This window comes from Mycobacterium sp. 852014-52450_SCH5900713, from assembly GCF_001667075.1.
Lineage (GTDB): Bacteria > Actinomycetota > Actinomycetes > Mycobacteriales > Mycobacteriaceae > Mycobacterium.
This window is the reverse complement of the sequence record NZ_LZIL01000078.1, coordinates 155,123-172,941: the sequence shown is the minus strand read 5'-3', so window position 1 is coordinate 172,941 and position 17,819 is coordinate 155,123. Positions and strand designations below refer to the sequence as shown.

Here is a 17,819-nt window from a genome sequence, read left to right as displayed (position 1 = left end):
GCCGCCGGGTAGCCTGCTCACGTGCTGCTGGCGTCCCTGAATCCCGCGGCGGTCACCGCCACCGACATCGCCGACGCGGTACGCATCGACGGGGCCGTGTTGAGTCGCAGCGACCTGGTCGGCGCCGCGACATCGGTGGCCGAGCGGGTCGCCGGCGCGACCCGGGTCGCGATCCTGGCCACGCCCAGCGCGGCGACGGTGCTCGCGGTGACCGGGTGCCTGATCGCCGGCGTGCCCTTCGTCCCGGTGCCCGCCGACGTGGGAGCGGCCGAACGCCGGCACATGCTCACCGATTCGGGAGTGCAGGCCTGGCTGGGCCCCGTCCCGGACGAGCCGGAGGGACTGCCGCACATCCCGGTGCGATTACACGCCCGGTCCTGGCACCGCTACGCCGAGCCGTCGCCCGATGCCACCGCGATGATCATCTACACCTCCGGCACCACCGGCCTACCCAAGGGCGTGGTGCTGAGCCGCCGCGCGATCGCGGCCGACCTCGACGCCCTGGCGCAGGCCTGGCAGTGGACTGCCGACGACGTGTTGGTGCACGGGCTGCCGCTGTTTCACGTCCACGGGTTGGTGCTGGGACTGCTCGGGTCGCTGCGGGTGGGAAATCGCTTCGTGCACACCGGAAAACCGACGCCGGCGGGCTACGCCCACGCAGGGGGCACCCTGTACTTCGGGGTGCCGACCGTGTGGTCGCGGGTGGTGGCCGACGAGGCCGCCGCCCGGGCGCTGCGCCCGGCGCGGCTGCTGGTCTCCGGGAGCGCGCCGCTGCCGGTGCCGGTGTTCGAGGGGCTGGCCCGGCTCACCGGGCACCGGCCCATCGAACGGTACGGCGCCTCCGAATCGTTGATCACGCTGTCGACCCGCGCGGACGGCGAGCGACGCGCCGGATGGGTGGGCCTACCGCTCACCGGCGTGCAAACCCGACTGCTCGACGACACCGGCGGCGAGGTGGCGCACGACGGGGAAACCGTTGGCAAGCTTGAGGTTCGGGGCCCGATGATGTTCGACGGTTACCTGAACCGCCCCGAGGCCACCGCCGAAGCCTTCGACGCCGACGGCTGGTATCGCACCGGCGATGTCGCCGTCATCGACGGCGGGGGCATGCATCGCATCGTGGGCCGCGAGTCGGTCGACCTGATCAAGTCCGGCGGCTACCGGATCGGCGCCGGCGAAATCGAAACGGCGCTGCTCGGGCATCCCGGGGTGCGGGAGGCCGCGGTCGTCGGGATGCCGGACCCGGACCTGGGCCAGCGCATCGTCGCGTTCATCGTCGGCGCGGCCGACCTGAACGCCGACGACCTGATCAACCACGTCGCCCAAGAACTCTCGGTGCACAAACGGCCACGCGAGGTGCGCCTGGTCGACGCGCTGCCCCGCAACGCGATGGGCAAGGTGCTCAAGAAGCAGCTGCTGTCCGACGGCTGACACGCAGGAAGTTGCCAGCTTCAGCGAAGAGCGTGACCGCGGAGCTTCACCTACCGTCGTAACCGTGAATCGGCCTGCCACGCCCATGCGGCGGATAGCGGCGGCCTGTCTCGTGGGCTCGGCCATCGAGTTCTACGACTTCCTGATCTACGGGACCGCGGCCGCCTTGGTGTTTCCCACCGTGTTCTTCCCGCGCCTCGGCCCGACGCTGGCCACCGTCGCCTCCATGGCGACGTTCGCGACGGCGTTCCTGTCCCGTCCGTTGGGCGCGGCCGTCTTCGGATACTTCGGGGACCGGCTGGGCCGCAAGAAGACGCTGGTCGCCACCCTGCTGATCATGGGCGCGTCGACCGTGAGCGTGGGCATGGTCCCCAGCACAGCGTCGATCGGCATCGCGGCGCCGTTGATTCTCATCGTTCTGCGGTTGCTACAGGGATTCGCGGTCGGCGGCGAGTGGGCGGGGTCGGTCTTGCTCAGCGCCGAGTACGCGCCGTCCGGCAAACGCGGCTGGTACGGCATGTTCACCCTGTTGGGCGGTGGCACCGCCGGGATCCTGGCCAGCCTGACCTTTCTCGCCGTCGACCTCACCATGGGTGAGAAGAGCACCGCGTTCATGGAATGGGGATGGCGGGTGCCCTTCCTGATCAGCAGCGCGCTCATCGGTATCGCTCTCTACGTCCGACTCAACATCGACGAGACCCCGCTGTTCGTGGAGGAGAAGGCCCGCGACGAGCTGCCCAAGGCGCCGCTGGCGGAGCTTTTGCGGTTCCAGCGGCGCGAGATCGTGCTCGTCGCGGGCGCCTTCCTGGGCGGCATGGGCTTCGTGTACCTGGGCAACACCTTCCTGGTCATGTACGCCCACAACCATCTCGGCTATTCGCGGAGCTTCATCTGGGGCGTCGGCGCGCTGGGCGGCCTGACCAGCATGGCGTGCGTGTCGTTCTCGGCGTGGATCTCCGATCGGGTCGGCCGCCGCCGGGTGATGCTGTGCGGGCTCGCGGCATGCCTGCCGTGGGCGTTCGCGGTCATCCCGCTGCTGGACACCCGCAAGCCGGTGTTGTACGCGGTCGCCGTCCTGGGCATGTTCGGGGCCGCGGCGGTGGCCAACGGGCCGACGGCGGCGTTCGTTCCCGAACTGTTCGCCACCCGCTACCGCTACAGCGGAGCGGCGGTGGCGATGAACCTGGCCGGCATTCTCGGTGCCGCCGTGCCGCCGCTAGTCGCCGGCACGCTGCTGGCCACCTACGGCAGCTGGGCGATCGGGCTCATGATGGCCACCCTGGTCGTGGCCAGTTTCGTCTCCGTGTATCTGCTGCCAGAAACCATGGGCAAGGCGCTGCGCGCCGCCCCGGCCGCCGTGAAGGTCGCCGCCGACGTATAGCTGCGCTCAGTTGGCGTGCAGGTCCTCGTTGAGGGCGATGCCCTGACCGCCGCGGGGCACCACTTCGACGGCGCCGCTGACCGAGTTGCGGCGGAACAGCAGGTTGTTGCCGCCGGACAGCTCCAGGGCTTTGAGCACCTGGCCGTCGGGAGTGGCGACCTTGGTGCCTGCGGTCACGTACAGGCCCGCTTCGACGACGCAGTCGTCGCCCAGCGAGATGCCCAGCCCCGCGTTGGCGCCGAGCAGGCACCGCTTGCCGATCGAGATGACTTCCGTGCCGCCCCCGGACAGGGTGCCCATGATGGAGGCGCCGCCGCCGACATCCGACCCGTCACCCACCACCACGCCGGCCGAGATGCGGCCCTCGACCATCGACGCGCCCAGCGTGCCGGCGTTGTAGTTGACGAAGCCCTCGTGCATGACCGTGGTACCCGGCGCCAGGTGGGCGCCCAGCCGCACCCGGTCGGCGTCGGCGATGCGGACCCCGGTCGGCACCACGTAGTCGGCCATCCGCGGGAACTTGTCGATGCCGTAGACGGTCACGGGTCCGTGCCGGCGCAGCCGCGCCCGGACCGCCTCAAACCCTTCGATCGCGCACGGGCCGCGGTTAGTCCACACGACATTGGTCAATACCCCGAACAGGCCGCCGGCGTTCAGCCCGTGCGGCGCCACCAACCGATGCGACAGCAGATGCAGCCGAAGGTAGGCGTCGTAGGCGTCGGCGGCCACGTCGTCGAGCGAGCCGATCACCGTGCGCACGGCGATGCTCTCGGTGCCGCGGTCGTCGTCCCGGCCGACCAGTGCGACCAGCTCCGGGGGGATGTCCGACAGGGCGAGCCGCGACGTGCCCCCGGTGCCCGATTCGGTCAGTTCCGGTGCGGGAAACCACGTGTCGAGGATCGATCCGTCGGCGGCCAGCGTCGCCAGCCCGATGCCTACAGCTCCAGTCACGGCGGTCAGGTTACTTGCCGCTCGGCAGCGGATAACCTGGGACCCGTGCTGGACTTGCGCGGGGATCCGATCGAGCTGACCGCTGCGTTGGTCGACATCCCCAGCGAATCGCGAGACGAGGCGCGCCTGGCCGACGAAGTGGAGGCCGCGCTGCGCGCCCAGACGTCCGGCTTCGAGATCGTTCGCAACGGCAACGCCGTGCTCGCCCGCACCCGGCACCAGCGCCCGTCGCGGGTCCTGCTGGCGGGGCACCTCGACACCGTCCCGGTGGCCGGCAATTTGCCCAGCCGCCGCGCGAACGGCGACCTGTACGGCTGCGGCACCACGGACATGAAATCGGGTGACGCCGTCTTCCTTCATCTGGCCGCGACCGTCGCCGAGCCGGTTCACGACCTGACGCTGGTGTTCTACGACTGCGAGGAAATCGAGGCGGCGGCAAACGGTTTGGGCCGCATCGAGCGTGAGCTGCCGGACTGGCTGTCCGCCGACGTGGCCATCCTGGGCGAACCCACCGGCGGCTACATCGAAGCCGGTTGCCAGGGGACGCTGCGCGTCGTGATCTCGGCAACCGGCACCCGCGCCCACTCGGCGCGACCATGGTTGGGCGACAACGCTATTCACAAGCTAGGGGCCGTCCTGGATCGGCTGGCCGCATACTCCGCCCGCACCGTGGATATCGACGGTTGCGAATATCGCGAGGGGTTGTCGGCGGTGCGCATCGAGGGCGGCGTGGCGGGCAACGTGATTCCCGACGCCGCCGCGGTCACGGTGAACTTCCGCTTTGCTCCCGACCGGTCGGTGGCCGCGGCGCTCGAGCACGTGCACGAGGTGTTCGACGGGCTCGACGTGCGGATCGAGCAGACCGATGCGGCCGCGGGCGCGCTGCCCGGGCTGTCTCAGCCGGCGGCCAAGGCGCTGGTCGAGGCGGCCGGGGGGCAGGTCCGGGCCAAGTACGGGTGGACCGATGTCGCACGTTTCGCCGCGTTGGGCATACCAGCGGTGAACTTCGGGCCGGGCGATCCCAACCTCGCGCATACGCGCGACGAGCGCGTCGCCGTCGGCAACATCACCGCCGCGGTGGCCATGCTGCGCGGCTACCTGGGCTAGTCTTCGCCGGCCGGTCACACTGGCGTGACGCTCGGCGCCGCCGGTCACGCTGGCGTGACGCTGGGCGGCTAGGCGGCCCCGCACCGCTGCGCCTGCGCGGCGGCGTCGGCGGATGCCGCGCGCATGCCGACCTCCGCCAGGTCGCCCGACACCGTCAGCAGCGCCGCGCCGTCGCCGGCCGCCAGCGCCTGGGCGTGGGAGAGTGCGAGTTTCCCTGCGGCGCAGTCGATCTCGTCACAGAGCCGGGCCAGCGGATCCGCCGCTCGGATGTCACCGAGCCGCACGGCCTCGTGCCAGGCGCGCACCGCCACCGCCCGCTGCCCCCCGCGCTCGGCCATCCGGGCGGCGTCACGGGCGGCCGCCACCGCGCCGTGGCCGTCGCGCATCGACGCCAGCCGCCATGCCCGCGCGACACCGAGTTCCGGTGCGAACAGCGCCGACTTGGTTCCGTGCCGGGATTCGGCCCGGCCCAACGCCTTTCCCGCGGCGGCGATATCGCCCTGCTGGGCCAGCGCGGTGGCCAGCAGCGTCAACGACAGCGGACCCCACGAATAGCCGGTGCGTTGCAACGTTGCGGCCGCCGGGCCCAGGAGCGCTGCAGCTTGGGCGAATTCGCCGTCGGCGAGCAGCACGTGGGCCAGCAGCACGTCACCGATCGCGCGGCCCGGCTGCTGCAACTCGGCGAAATCGGTGAATTGCTGGGCGAGTTCGCGGGCGGCGTCGAGCCGGCCCGCCATCAACAACGCGGTGGTCTGCCCCAGCCCGATCGTGAAGCGCAGCAACCCGGGATGTTCGGCGGCCAGGGCGCGCTGGGCCAGCGGCTCGACGTCGCCGAAGCGGCCCTGGCGCGCCGCGCACAACGCCGCCGCGCTGGCCGCCCACGCCACCGCCTGGTCGTCGGCTTCTGGGGCGGCGAGCACCTCGTCCGCGACTTTCACGGCGTGCCCGACGTTGCCGGCGTTCATCGCGAACGTGGCGCTCAACGCGTCCAGCGTGGTGCGCGCGCCCGGATCCGAGACGCGATTGCGGATCGTCCGCAAGAACGCGGTGGCCCGCTCGGGCTCGCTGAGCATCCAGAACTGGTTGGCCGCGCGCAACAGCGTCCAGTCCATCAGGGCGGCTTCGGTCAACGCGGCGGGGTCCACGCCGGCCAGCACCGCGTCCGCCTCGCGGCCGCGACCCTGCCACGCCAGCGCGTGTGCCAGCGCCAGCCGCGCCGCCAACCCGCCCGAGCGCTCCAGCGCGGAGGAGGCCAACCGTTCGCCGAGGGCCAGGTCGCCCAGCCGCAGCGCCTCCTGCGCGGCGCCGACCACCTCGGCCGTCGGCTGGCGTGCGTCGCTGTCCAGGGCGAGGGCCGCCAACCGGAGCCGGTCGCTGAGGTGGTCCGACGGATGCTGCGACAGCAGCCGCACCAACTCGGTGCGTCGTTGCCGGGCGCCGTCGCCGCCGAGCGCGGCCCGCGCTCGCTCGGCGAACAGCGGGTGGGCCGTGTACACCACCGGGTCGTCCGACGCTCCGCCGCGCGCCCGCGTTTCCGCCGCCCCGCAATCCGTCGCCTCGCCGATCGCGTCCGCGCCGGTGAGGACGCTCAGATCGGCGAGCGACAGCGGCTCCGCGACGGCGAGATAGTCCAGCACCGACCGGGCCCCCGGTGGCATTTCGGCGAGGAAAGCGTCGACCTCGGCCGGTGTGGTCATCCCGCCCGGCGGTTCGATGTCGATCCGGGGGAGCAGCCCGTCTGCCCACAGCGCCGCGATGGCTTCGGGAGCCGAGTCGGCGCGGCCGGTGACGATCATCCTGGCCGAGCCCGCCAGCGCGAGCTGGTACACCAGCGTGGCCGACAGGATGTCCAGGTCGTGGGCGTCGTCGACGACCAGCAGCAGGTCGTCACCGTCCAGCGACGCCCGGGCCGCGCGCAACAGCGCGGCCGGTTTGCCGAGGTCGGCGATCCGTACCAGGTGGCTGAACGCGCCGAACGGCACCGCCCGTTCGGTCGGGGTGCCGGTGACCCAGCGGATGCGCGTGCCGGGGTGCCGGTGGCCGAAGCCTTCGGCGGCCGTTCGGGCCAACGTGGATTTGCCGCAGCCGTCCGGCCCCAGCACGGCGGCGCCCCGCCCGTCCGTCAGCGCGGCGTTGAGCCGCTCGAGGGCCGACGCGTGCTGGGGAACGTTCCATCGAATCGGCATCGCCGGATTTTATTGCGCGCGGTGTGCGGCCCGCAGCAAGCTTGGTCTACGTTTCGTTGTATGCGCTCGGAACGCGAGTCGTCAGGCGACTGGGCGGTGTGTGTGTACTGCGCGTCCGGCCCGGAGCATCCCGAATTGCTCGCGGTCGCTGCCGAACTCGGCGAGGCGATCGCCGAGCGCGGCTGGACGCTGGTGTGGGGCGGCGGCCGGGTGTCGGCGATGGGCGCGGTGGCAACCGCGGCGCGCGCCCGCGGCGGCCGGACCGTCGGCGTCATCCCGCAGGTTCTGATGCGCGTCGAGATCGCCGACCCCGAAGCGGACGAGCTGATCGTCACCGAGACGATGCATGAGCGCAAACACGTGATGGAAGAGCGCGCCGACGCGTTCATCGTGCTGCCCGGGGGCGTCGGCACCCTCGACGAGTTGCTGGACTCGTGGACCACGGGCTACCTCGGCCTGCACCGCAAACCCGTCGTCATGCTCGATCCCCTGGGGCATTACGAAGGCCTGTGGCTCTGGCTGTGCGGACTGCTCGACAGCGGGTACATCTCGCAGCAGGCGATGGACCGGTTGATGCTGGTCGACAAGGTGAGCGCCGCCGTGGAGGCGTGTGCGCCCGATTGAGCCCGCCGGCAATCTGGTGATCCCTACTAGGCTGTCCGCCGAGTTGCTTACAGGAAACGAGGGATGACTTGTCCGATCACGACGGCGGAGCGCGCACGGCGGTCAAACTGACCGATATCGCATCTCGGGCGCCGGGCCTGCTGGCCGACATGCCGGTGATCATGCGCGGGGCGATGACCGGCCTCCTGGCCCAGCCGGGTTCGAAGAAATCCATCGGAACGGTGTTTCAGGAACGCGCGGCCCGCTACGGCGATCGGATCTTCTTGCGGTTCGGCGACCAGCAGCTGACCTACCGCGACGCCAACGCCGCCGCAAACCGGTACGCCGCGGTGCTGGCGGCGCACGGCGTCGGCCACGGCGACGTCGTCGCGATCATGCTGCGCAACTCGCCCAACGCGGTGCTGACCATGCTGGCCGCGGTCAAGTGCGGCGCGGTCGCCGGGATGCTGAACTACCACCAGCGCGGTGAGGTGCTGGCGCACAGCCTGGGCCTGCTCAAGGCCAAGGTGTTGGTCGCGGAGACGGACCTGGTCAGCGCGGTGGCCGAGTGCGGCGGGTCGGGCGACACCGAGACCATGACCGTGGAGGACCTGGAGCGCTTCGCCGCCAGCGCACCGGCCACCAACCCCGCGTCGGTATCGGCCGTGCAGGCCAGGGACACCGCCTTCTACATCTTCACCTCGGGCACAACGGGATTCCCCAAGGCCAGCGTGATGACCCACTTGCGGTGGCTGAAGGCGCTCGCGGCGTTCGGGGGCATCGGGCTGCGATTGAAGAGCTCCGACACGCTCTACAGCTGCCTGCCGCTGTACCACAACAACGCGCTGACGGTCGCGCTGTCGTCGGTGATCAACTCCGGGGCGACGCTGGCGCTGGGCAAGTCGTTCTCGGCGTCGAAGTTTTGGGACGAGGTCATCGCCGCCGAAGCCACGGCGTTCATTTACATCGGCGAGATCTGCCGGTACCTGCTCAACCAGCCGCGCAAGGCCACCGACCGAGCGCACCAGGTGCGGGTGATCGCCGGCAACGGGCTGCGACCCGAGATCTGGGACGAGTTCACGAATCGGTTCGACATCCCGCGCGTCTGCGAGTTCTACGCCTCCAGCGAGGGCAACACCGCGTTCATCAACGTCTTCAACGTGCCCCGGACGACCGGCGTCTTCCCGATGCCGTTGGCCTACGTGGAGTACGACCCCGACACCGGCGCCCCGTTGCGCGACGACGACGGGCGGGTACGCCGGGTGCCCCCCGGGGAGCCCGGCCTGCTGCTCAGCCGCGTCAATCGGCTGCAGCCGTTCGACGGCTACACCGACAAGGAGTCGAGCGAAAAGAAGCTGGTGCGCAACGCGTTCCGTGAGGGCGACGTGTGGTTCAACTCCGGTGACGTGATGAGCCCGCAGGGCATGGGGCACGCCGCGTTCGTCGACCGCCTCGGCGACACGTTCCGATGGAAAGGCGAGAACGTCGCCACCACGCAGGTGGAGGCGGCGCTGGCGTCCGACGAATCCGTGGAGGAATGCACGGTGTTCGGGGTCGAAATCCCCCGCACCGGCGGCCGCGCCGGCATGGCCGCGGTCAAGCTGCGCGACGGCGCGGAGTTCGACGGCAAGTCGCTGGCCCGCGCCGTGTACGGCCAGCTGCCCGCCTACGCACTGCCGCTGTTCGTGCGGGTGGTCAAGTCGCTGGAGCACACCACGACGTTCAAGAGCCGCAAGGTGGAGCTGCGCGAGCAGGCCTACGGGCCCGACATCAAGGACCCGCTGTACGTGCTGGCCGGCCGCGACGAGGGTTACGTGCCGTACTACGACGAATACCCCGACGAAGTGGCCGACGGGAAGCGCCCGCAGGGCTGAGCCCGCGTCGAGTGTGCGGCCTGCCGCACGTTCGGCGTCCAGTGTGCGGCTGGCCGCACGCTCGCGGACCAGACCAGGCACCATAGACAAGTGCAATCGACCTTGTGTGGCCGTCCGGTCGCCGGTGATCGCCCGCTGATCATGGCGATCGTCAACCGCACCCCCGACTCGTTCTACGACAAGGGTGCGACCTTCGGCGACGAGGCCGCCCGGGCCGCAGCGCACCGCGCCATCGCCGAGGGCGCCGACGTCATCGACGTCGGCGGGGTCAAGGCGGGCCCGGGCCAGGAGGTCGATGCCGAAACCGAGCTGACCCGTCTGGTCCCGTTCATCGAATGGTTGCGCGGCGCCTATCCGGACCAGCTGATCAGCGTCGACACCTGGCGCTCCGAGGTGGCCAGGGTGGCCTGCGCGGCCGGGGCGGACCTGATCAACGACACCTGGGGCGGCATCGACCCGGGCCTGGCCGAGGTCGCCGCGGAGTTCGGTGCGGGCCTGGTGTGCTCGCACACCGGCGGGGCGCTGCCCCGCACGCGACCGTTCCGGGTGAGCTACGGAACCACCACCCGCGGCGTGGTCGACGACGTTATTCGCCAGGTCACCGGCGCCGCGGAGCGCGCGGTCGCCTGCGGGGTGGCCCGCGACCGGGTGCTGATCGACCCGGCCCACGACTTCGGCAAGAACACCTTCCACGGGCTGCTGCTGTTGCGCCGCCTGGGCGATCTTGTTAACACCGGATGGCCCGTTCTCATGGCTTTGAGTAACAAGGACTTCGTCGGGGAGACTTTGGGGGTGGAATTGACCGAGCGGCTCGAGGGAACGTTGGCGGCCACCGCGCTGGCGGCCGCCACCGGTGCCCGCATGTTTCGCGTGCACGAGGTCGCCGCTACCCGACGGGTGCTGGAGATGGTGGCCTCCATCCAGGGATCCCGCCCGCCGGCCCGCACGGTGAGGGGGCTGGCATGACGGCATCCGACCTGGTCGGCGACCTCACCGACGACGCGGTGCTGGCCGCCCGGCCCGGTGATACCTGGCTGTCCGATCGCAGCTGGAACCGTCCGAGCTGGACGGTCGCCGAGCTCGAGGCCGCGAAGGCGGGGCGAACCATCTCGGTGGTGCTGCCGGCCCTCAACGAAGAACAAACCATCCAATCCGTGGTCGAAAGCATCTCGCCCCTGGTCAAAGGCTCTGGGGGGCTGGTGGACGAGCTGATCGTGCTGGATTCCGGCTCGACGGACGACACCGAGATCCGCGCCGTCGCCGCCGGCGCCCGGGTCGTCAGCCGCGAGCAGGCGTTGCCCGAGGTGCCGATCCGGCCCGGAAAAGGCGAGGCGCTGTGGCGCTCGCTGGCGGCCACCAGCGGTGACATCGTCGTGTTCGTCGACTCCGACCTGATCAACCCGAACCCGATGTTCGTGCCCTGGCTGGTCGGGCCGCTGCTCATGGGCGACGGCGTCCACCTGGTCAAGAGCTTCTACCGGCGGCCGCTACAGGTCGGCGACGTCGGGGGCGCCGCGGGCGCCACCGGCGGCGGGCGGGTCACCGAGCTGGTGGCCCGGCCGCTGCTCGCGGCGCTGCGGCCGGAGCTGGGTTGCATCCTGCAGCCGCTCGGCGGGGAGTACGCGGCGACCCGCGAATTACTGACGTCGGTGCCGTTCGCTCCGGGCTACGGCGTCGAGATCGGCCTGCTGCTGGACACTTTCGACCGGTTGGGCCTGGGCGCCATCGCCCAGGTCAACTTGGGAGTGCGCGCGCACCGCAACCGGCCGCTGGCCGAGTTGGGTGCGATGAGCCGCCAGGTCATCGCGACCCTGCTCTCGCGCTGCGGGATTCCCGATTCCGGGGTCGGATTGACGCAGTTCTTCGCCGTTGGCCCCGAGGGGCCCGATGGTCAGAGCTACGCCCAGCACACATCGCCGGTGTCGCTGGCGGACCGTCCGCCGATGAAGGTCCTGAGGCCGCGCTAAAGCCGCGCTGCATGGTCGCGCTGTCGGTGGCATAGGGCAGGATCGACGACGTGGCGTTGGTGTTGCTTTACCTGGTGGTGCTGGTGCTGGTTGCGATCGTGCTGTTCGGCGCGGCGAGTCTGCTGTTCGGTCGCGGTGAGCAGCTGCCGCCCCTGCCCCGCGGGACGACCGCGACCGTCTTGCCCGCCTACGGGGTGACCGGCGCGGACGTCGACGCAGTCAAGTTCACCCAGGCGTTGCGCGGATACAAGACCAGCGAGGTGGACTGGGTGCTGGACCGGCTCGCCCGAGAGCTCGAGGCGCTACGCGGCCAGCTCGCCGCCGTGCCCGCCCCCGCGGCCGCCGAGGACGATTCCCAACCCGTGGAACCCGAGGACGGCGAGGATCGTCAGGACTAGATGTGAGCGATGACGGGCTGGTTCGGTGCAGCTGGGCGGCCATTCGGCCCGGACCTGATTTCGAGTTGTACCGCGACTACCACGACCAGGAGTGGGGCCGCCCGGTGCACGACGGGGTGGCGCTGTTCGAGCGGATGAGCCTGGAGGCGTTCCAGAGCGGGCTGTCGTGGCTGATCATCTTGCGCAAACGGGAGAATTTCCGGCGCGCATTCGCGGGGTTCGATTTCGAGCAGGTCGCCGGCTTCACCGATGCGGACGTGCAGCGGTTGATGGCGGACACCGGAATCGTGCGCAACCGGGCCAAGATCGACGCGACCATCGCCAACGCGCGTGCCGCCGCCGAGCTGGGAACCTCGGCGCAGCTCGCGGACCTGCTGTGGTCTTTTGCGCCCGCACCGCGCCCCAGGCCGGCGGATGGCTCCGAAGTTCCCTCGGCGACACCGGAATCGAAGGCCATGGCGCGCGAGCTCAAGCGGCGCGGGTTCCGCTTCGTCGGGCCCACCACCGCTTATGCGCTGATGCAGGCGACCGGCATGGTCGACGACCATATCCGGGGTTGTTGGGTGCCTTCCCCCCGGTGACACGCGGCCGGGCAATCGGCGTTCAGCGGCCCCCAGGCCCGCAGAACCGGGTCTTTGTTCAACTCGTGACCTGGATAGGGAACAATAGAGGGGTGATTTGGCAGTTCGATGTCGGGTATGGCTGGAAAATCGCTGGCGGGGCATGCTCGGCGCCGACCAGGTCCGCAACGGCGGACCAGCTCGAATTTGGAGGGAGCACTCGATGGCGGCGATGAAGCCCCGGACCGGCGACGGTCCTCTGGAAGCAACCAAGGAGGGGCGCGGCATCGTGATGCGGGTACCACTTGAGGGAGGTGGTCGACTAGTCGTCGAGCTGACGCCCGACGAAGCCGCCGCCCTCGGTGACGAACTCAAGGGTGTCACGAGCTCCAGCTAAGGCCTGCCAGCGGACCGCGGGGCTACGCACACACCTTTCGGTAGATATCCAGGGTTTGCTCGGCGACGCGGGCCCAGGAGAATTCCTCTATGCAGCGTTGGCGTCCCGCCTCGCCGTAACGCCTCGCCTTTTCCGGGTCGGCGACGAGCGCGTTAACCGCTTCGGCCAGTCTGGTCTGGTAACCCGCCGGGTCACCGGCGTCGTAATGCGCCAGCGAACCGGTCACCCCGTTGAGGACCACCTCGGGTATCCCGCCGACATCGGATGCCACCACGGCCGTCGCGCATGCCATCGCCTCCAGGTTCACGATGCCCAGCGGCTCGTACACCGAGGGGCAGACGAAAACCGTTGCCGCCGACAATATTTCACGTATCTCGCCGATCGGTAGCATCTCTCTGATCCAGAACACGCCCTGCCGATCGTGGGCCAGCCGCGCCACCGCGGACCGAATTTCCTCGGCAATCTCGGGGGTGTCGGGGGCGCCCGCGCACAACACCACCTGGACCTCGGGGTCGAACTGGTGCGCCGCCGCCACCAAGTGGGCGACGCCCTTCTGGCGGGTGATCCGGCCGACGAATGCCACCGTGGGCCGGTCGGGGTCGACGCCGAGTTCGGCCAGCACAGACCCGGTATGCGTCGGCCCGGCGGGATGCCAGACGTCGGTGTCCACCCCATTGCGGATGACGTGCACGACGCTGGGATCCAGGGCGGGGTAGACGCGCAGGATGTCTTCGCGCATCGCGGAGCTGACCGCGATGACGGCGTCCGCCGCCTGCACCGCGGTGCGCTCCGCCCACGTCGACACCTGGTAGCCGCCGCCGAGCTGTTCGGCCTTCCACGGCCGCAGCGGCTCGAGCGAATGCGCCGTCAGAACATGGGGGATGTCGTAGAGCAGCGCCGCCAGGTGACCGGCCATGCCGGTGTACCAAGTGTGCGAATGCACGACGGTGGCCGCCGACGCGGCGTTGGCCATCATCAGGTCCGCGGACAATGTCGACAGCGCCGGGTTGGCGCTGTGCAAGCGCGGATCGGACTGGTGCACGATGGCGTTCGGCCGCGGCGCACCCATGCAATGCACGTCGACCGCGCACAATCGGCGCAGCTGGGCGACCAGTTCCGTGACATGTACACCGGCTCCCCCGTAGACCTCTGGTGGGTATTCCCGAGTCATCATCGCCACCCGCATACCCGCACGGTAGTTCGGTCGCAACGAGGAGCGCGAGTCGGGGGCCGGGCAATCGGTGAGCGGCCCGGCGGACCAAATACCTTGACGGACAGCCGCAGAACACCGCCAATAGCGCCGTCCCTCTGGCAGCGCCTCGCGACGGCCGATAGGTTTGAACCATGAGGGAAGCGCCACACGTGCTGGGCATTGTCCTGGCCGGCGGTGAGGGCAAGCGGCTGTATCCGCTGACCGCGGATCGGGCCAAGCCCGCGGTTCCCTTCGGCGGCGCCTATCGGCTGATCGACTTCGTGCTCTCCAACCTCGTCAACGCGCGCTACTTGAGGATCTGCGTTCTCACCCAGTACAAGTCGCATTCACTGGACCGTCACATTTCGCAGAACTGGCGGCTTTCCGGTCTGGCCGGTGAGTACATCACCCCCGTGCCCGCGCAGCAGCGCCTGGGCCCCCGCTGGTACACCGGCTCCGCCGACGCGATCTACCAATCGCTCAATCTGATCTACGACGAAGACCCCGACTACATAGTCGTTTTCGGCGCCGACCACGTTTATCGGATGGACCCCGAGCAGATGGTCCACTTCCACATCGAAAGCGGGGCCGGCGCGACGGTGGCCGGCATCCGCGTGCCGCGCGGAGAGGCCACCGCATTCGGGTGTATCGACGCCGACGATTCCGGCCGCATCCGCGAATTCGTGGAGAAGCCGTTGGACCCGCCCGGCACACCGGATGACCCCGAGGCGACGTTCGTGTCGATGGGCAACTACATCTTCACCACCAAGGTGCTCATCGACGCGATTCGCGCCGACGCCGACGACGACCATTCGGATCACGACATGGGCGGTGACATCATTCCGCGCTTGGTGGGCGACGGGATGGCCGCGGTTTACGACTTCAAGGACAACGAGGTGCCGGGCGCGACCGATCGCGACCGGGGTTACTGGCGTGACGTGGGGACGCTGGACGCGTTCTACGACGCGCACATGGACCTGGTCTCGGTGCATCCAGTGTTCAACCTCTACAACAAGCGCTGGCCGATCCGCGGTGAGTCGGAGAACCTGGCACCGGCCAAGTTCGTCAACGGCGGCTCGGCCCAGGAGTCGGTCGTCGGCGCCGGCAGCATTATTTCGGCGGCTTCGGTGCGCAACTCGGTGCTGTCGTCCAACGTCGTGGTCGATGACGGCGCGATCGTGGAGGGCAGCGTGATCATGCCCGGCGCCCGGGTCGGCCGGGGCGCGGTGGTACGCCACGCCATCCTGGACAAGAACGTCGTCGTCGGGCCCGGCGAGATGGTCGGCGTGGACCTCGAGAAGGACCGGGAGCGCTTCGCGATAAGCGCGGGCGGTGTGGTCGCGGTGGGCAAGGGCGTCTGGATTTAGTGCCCCGTGCTACCCGGGGATCTCCGGGATCAGCAGATGCGCGTCGTAGCGCGGGCCCCAGTGCAGCTTGACGCGGCCGCGCGGCGAGCCGGCATAGGCCGCGGGGAGCTGGCCGGTGAGCGGGTTCCTCGGGGACAACCAGCGCCCTGCGACCACCAAGCGCAGCTGCTCACCGGCGCGGAACAGTGTCGCGGACGGGCCCAGCGCCACGTTGACCTCGACGACCTCGTGCGCGGCGACGGGTCGCGGGTTTGTGCACGCCGCGACGGGTTCCCACGGCCGCGAAAGATCGGCGTCCAGCGCACGCAGCGAGACTCGCTGCCAACCGGTGCTCACCCGATCGCGGCCGTAGCCATAGGAGCCTTCGAATGCGACAAACCGTCCGTCACGCCACTTCTCCACGCCGACGAACAGGTTGGCGTCGTCGCAGCCGTCCAGCTCGATCCACAGCCGCGCCGCCATCGGGCCGGTCAGCTCGATATCCGCCGGGACGGTCCAGCTGAAAGCTGCTGCGCCGGAGCGGGTTCCGAACGTGATGCCACTTTCCTCCGATGACCGCTGGGCGGTCAGCAGTCCACCCTCGGCCAAATACATTGGGCGCCAATGGGTGCGCGCCAGCGGCCATTCGGCCTCTTCGCGCACTGCTGCGACGGTGTCGCGGTCTTCGCGGACCTCGAGGCGGACGCTGCGGGAAGCGGGCACCCCGTCCAGCACTCCGCGGAAGAACCGCAATTGCTCGGTCAGCGCGGGCTTGGAGTAAAAGGTCGCCCACTTGCCGGCGCGGTGGGTGTAGAGGCGGGCGTGGCTGGAGCCGGCGTGCGTGAACGCGCGGATGGAGCCGCGGCTGTGCAGGTTGTTGTCGGAGAAGCTGCCGCACACCAGCATGGGCACCTTGATCGCGGAGAGGTCCGGGACCAGCGAACGCCAGAACTCATCGCGCAAGAGGTGGGCGTCCTGCATCCGTTCCAGGTCGTAGGCCTGCCGGGTGTCGCGTCGCACGTTTCGCGACCACACCCTGGTGAACCCGGTCTCGCGAACGCCGCCCGGGAAGGTCAGGTCACGGTAGGCGTCGGTGAAGCCTTCCCACGGGCAGATCGCCCGTAGTGCCGGCGGCTGCAGCGCGGCGACCGCGTACTGGCTGATGGCCAGGTACGACACCCCGAGCATGACGACGCGTCCATCGCTCCATGGCTGTCCGGCGATCCACTGCACCAGGTCGTAGGTGTCCTCGGCCTCCTGGCGCGACAACAGGCGCCCGTTTCCGTCGGAGCGACCACAGCCGCGCGAATCGGCATTCACCATGACGAAGCCCTGCGCTGTCCACCACGCGGGATCGGGCGCCTCCCAGCCGGTCAGCGCCGAGAAGCGCACCGGTCGCGGCTGGCGCAGGATCCGGTACTGCATGGAGAACGTCCACCTGTTGCCGCGCCGCCTCGGCAGATTGTCCTTGCCGTAGGGGTGGATGCTCAGAATCACCGGTCGAGCACCGGTATCGCACTGCCGGAAAACGTTGACCCGCAATACCGTTCCGTCGCGCGTCGGCACGCCTACATCGCGTTCGACGTCAAGGTCGGCCGGTGGATCGGTCACCGTGACGGGTGGCTTGGCGACGCCGCGTATCCGGCTCATCGCGTACCGGAGCGCGCCGGGGCGTCGCCACGGCCGATCTCGCGCGGGCGCGGGATTTCGGGCCACGCGAATACCCTAGGCGCGTCGGCCCGGCCGTTACCAGATGTAGGGAACCAACCGATAGCGCACCCGTTGCCGGTATTCGCGATACCCGGTCAACTCCTGGGTGAGGAGCGTTTCCTCGTCGAGGATGCGGAGGGCGAGCAGGATGCAGCCCGGGATGACCAAGAGCAACGCCCAGTAGGAGCCGAGCCCCAACGGCATGCCGATCATCATGACCACGTTCCCGACATACATGGGGTGGCGCACGAATCGATAGAAGCCATCGGACACCAGTGTCTGGCCTGACTCCACTGTGATAGTGGCCGCGGCGTAACCGTTTTGGACGATCACCAGCATGGCGATCCCGAGCCCCGCCGCCACCAGGACATCGCCGAGCACGGACAGCCACGCCGGCACGGACGACCAGCCGAACCGGTGATCGACCGCGCTGAGCACCATCGCCGCGAATAGGACCAGGAACGAGCCGGTGATGATGAATTTCTGGGCCGCCCGGGGTTCGGCCCGCGGGCCCGCCTTCATGCGGCGCTGCAGGGCCGCGGGATTGTTGCGCGCCAGGTAGACGACGGGGACGATCGTTGCCGCCATGAACACGGCGATGAAAACCCATGCCTGCCAATAACGCAACGTGCCGGCGGGCAGGAAGAGGATCAAGCCGAAAGAGAGGATTCCCCAGATCGATTGCACCGTCACGCGAAGACCGGTTTTCACAGCGC

16 protein-coding genes are annotated in these 17,819 nt (G+C 69.6%); 11 read left to right on the top strand and 5 right to left on the bottom strand.

Going from position 1 to position 17,819, the window contains the following annotated elements:
• Positions 1-21: 21 nt before the first annotated feature.
• Positions 22-1,431 (top strand): acyl-CoA synthetase, encoded by a 1,410-nt coding sequence (locus tag A5773_RS23875; RefSeq protein WP_067792927.1) that lies wholly within the window; start codon positions 22-24, stop codon positions 1,429-1,431.
• An 85-nt stretch (positions 1,432-1,516) separates the two neighbouring features.
• A complete protein-coding gene (locus A5773_RS23870; RefSeq protein ID WP_067792924.1) occupies positions 1,517-2,812 on the top strand; it encodes an MFS transporter in 1,296 nt (431 codons plus the stop codon).
• 6 nt (positions 2,813-2,818) lie between these two features.
• Here the strand turns inward: A5773_RS23870 and dapD are convergent, their stop codons facing one another.
• Complete coding sequence (gene dapD, locus A5773_RS23865) at positions 2,819-3,772, bottom strand: 2,3,4,5-tetrahydropyridine-2,6-dicarboxylate N-succinyltransferase (RefSeq protein WP_156622569.1); 954 nt, start codon at positions 3,770-3,772, stop codon at positions 2,819-2,821.
• 36 nt (positions 3,773-3,808) lie between these two features.
• Between dapD and dapE the strand changes: the two genes are divergently transcribed.
• Entirely contained in the window at positions 3,809-4,870 is a 1,062-nt protein-coding gene (gene dapE / locus A5773_RS23860; RefSeq protein ID WP_067792921.1) for a succinyl-diaminopimelate desuccinylase, read from the top strand.
• A 68-nt stretch (positions 4,871-4,938) separates the two neighbouring features.
• On the opposite strand, the gene A5773_RS23855 is transcribed toward dapE, so the two are convergent.
• The gene (locus tag A5773_RS23855; RefSeq protein ID WP_066946069.1) at positions 4,939-7,056 is read right to left on the bottom strand and encodes an AAA family ATPase; all 2,118 of its coding nucleotides are present in this window, start codon (positions 7,054-7,056) and stop codon (positions 4,939-4,941) included.
• A gap of 60 nt (positions 7,057-7,116) precedes the next feature.
• On the opposite strand from A5773_RS23855, the gene A5773_RS23850 reads away from it, so the two are divergent.
• From A5773_RS23850 to A5773_RS23820, 7 genes are all read left to right on the top strand, one after another.
• Complete coding sequence (locus A5773_RS23850) at positions 7,117-7,680, top strand: TIGR00730 family Rossman fold protein (protein WP_066946066.1); 564 nt, start codon at positions 7,117-7,119, stop codon at positions 7,678-7,680.
• A 68-nt stretch (positions 7,681-7,748) separates the two neighbouring features.
• Positions 7,749-9,533 carry a long-chain-acyl-CoA synthetase FadD6 gene (gene fadD6, locus A5773_RS23845; RefSeq protein WP_067261305.1) on the top strand — a complete coding sequence of 595 codons (1,785 nt, stop codon included), beginning with the start codon at positions 7,749-7,751 and terminating at the stop codon, positions 9,531-9,533.
• 141 nt (positions 9,534-9,674) lie between these two features.
• Positions 9,675-10,499, top strand: coding sequence for a dihydropteroate synthase (gene folP / locus A5773_RS23840; RefSeq protein ID WP_232001987.1), 825 nt, complete (start codon positions 9,675-9,677; stop codon positions 10,497-10,499).
• Complete coding sequence (locus A5773_RS23835) at positions 10,496-11,500, top strand: glucosyl-3-phosphoglycerate synthase (RefSeq protein ID WP_067792915.1); 1,005 nt, start codon at positions 10,496-10,498, stop codon at positions 11,498-11,500. Before folP ends, A5773_RS23835 begins: the two co-directional genes overlap by 4 nt.
• A 50-nt stretch (positions 11,501-11,550) precedes the next feature.
• Positions 11,551-11,898, top strand: coding sequence for a DivIVA domain-containing protein (locus A5773_RS23830; RefSeq protein ID WP_066946054.1), 348 nt, complete (start codon positions 11,551-11,553; stop codon positions 11,896-11,898).
• A 2-nt stretch (positions 11,899-11,900) separates the two neighbouring features.
• Positions 11,901-12,479, top strand: coding sequence for a DNA-3-methyladenine glycosylase I (locus tag A5773_RS23825; protein ID WP_067792912.1), 579 nt, complete (start codon positions 11,901-11,903; stop codon positions 12,477-12,479).
• Between the two features lie 202 nt (positions 12,480-12,681).
• On the top strand, positions 12,682-12,855 hold the full coding sequence (locus A5773_RS23820; RefSeq protein ID WP_003878471.1) for a DUF3117 domain-containing protein: 174 nt from the start codon (positions 12,682-12,684) through the stop codon (positions 12,853-12,855).
• A gap of 22 nt (positions 12,856-12,877) precedes the next feature.
• Here A5773_RS23820 and glgA read toward each other — a convergent pair whose 3' ends face one another.
• Complete coding sequence (gene glgA, locus A5773_RS23815; RefSeq protein ID WP_066946049.1) at positions 12,878-14,041, bottom strand: glycogen synthase; 1,164 nt, start codon at positions 14,039-14,041, stop codon at positions 12,878-12,880.
• A gap of 158 nt (positions 14,042-14,199) precedes the next feature.
• On the opposite strand from glgA, the gene glgC reads away from it, so the two are divergent.
• The gene (gene glgC / locus A5773_RS23810; protein WP_066952894.1) at positions 14,200-15,414 is read left to right on the top strand and encodes a glucose-1-phosphate adenylyltransferase; all 1,215 of its coding nucleotides are present in this window, start codon (positions 14,200-14,202) and stop codon (positions 15,412-15,414) included.
• A 9-nt stretch (positions 15,415-15,423) separates the two neighbouring features.
• On the opposite strand, the gene A5773_RS23805 is transcribed toward glgC, so the two are convergent.
• Entirely contained in the window at positions 15,424-17,109 is a 1,686-nt protein-coding gene (locus tag A5773_RS23805; RefSeq protein ID WP_067792909.1) for a CocE/NonD family hydrolase, read from the bottom strand.
• Positions 17,110-17,139: 30 nt separating this feature from the next.
• Complete coding sequence (locus tag A5773_RS23800; protein WP_066952898.1) at positions 17,140-17,814, bottom strand: isoprenylcysteine carboxylmethyltransferase family protein; 675 nt, start codon at positions 17,812-17,814, stop codon at positions 17,140-17,142.
• Positions 17,815-17,819 lie beyond the last annotated feature (5 nt).

Bases quoted from the DNA above. Each gene is read 5' to 3' on its own strand.
- folP (WP_232001987.1), top strand. From the start codon at position 9,675: ATGGCGATCGTCAACCGCACCCCCGACTCGTTCTACGACAAGGGTGCG.
- A5773_RS23870 (WP_067792924.1), top strand. From the start codon at position 1,517: ATGCGGCGGATAGCGGCGGCCTGTCTCGTGGGCTCGGCCATCGAGTTC.
- A5773_RS23820 (WP_003878471.1), top strand. From the start codon at position 12,682: ATGGCGGCGATGAAGCCCCGGACCGGCGACGGTCCTCTGGAAGCAACC.
- glgA (WP_066946049.1), bottom strand. From the start codon at position 14,041: ATGCGGGTGGCGATGATGACTCGGGAATACCCACCAGAGGTCTACGGG.
- glgC (WP_066952894.1), top strand. From the start codon at position 14,200: ATGAGGGAAGCGCCACACGTGCTGGGCATTGTCCTGGCCGGCGGTGAG.
- A5773_RS23835 (WP_067792915.1), top strand. From the start codon at position 10,496: ATGACGGCATCCGACCTGGTCGGCGACCTCACCGACGACGCGGTGCTG.
- A5773_RS23850 (WP_066946066.1), top strand. From the start codon at position 7,117: ATGCGCTCGGAACGCGAGTCGTCAGGCGACTGGGCGGTGTGTGTGTAC.
- A5773_RS23855 (WP_066946069.1), bottom strand. From the start codon at position 7,056: ATGCCGATTCGATGGAACGTTCCCCAGCACGCGTCGGCCCTCGAGCGG.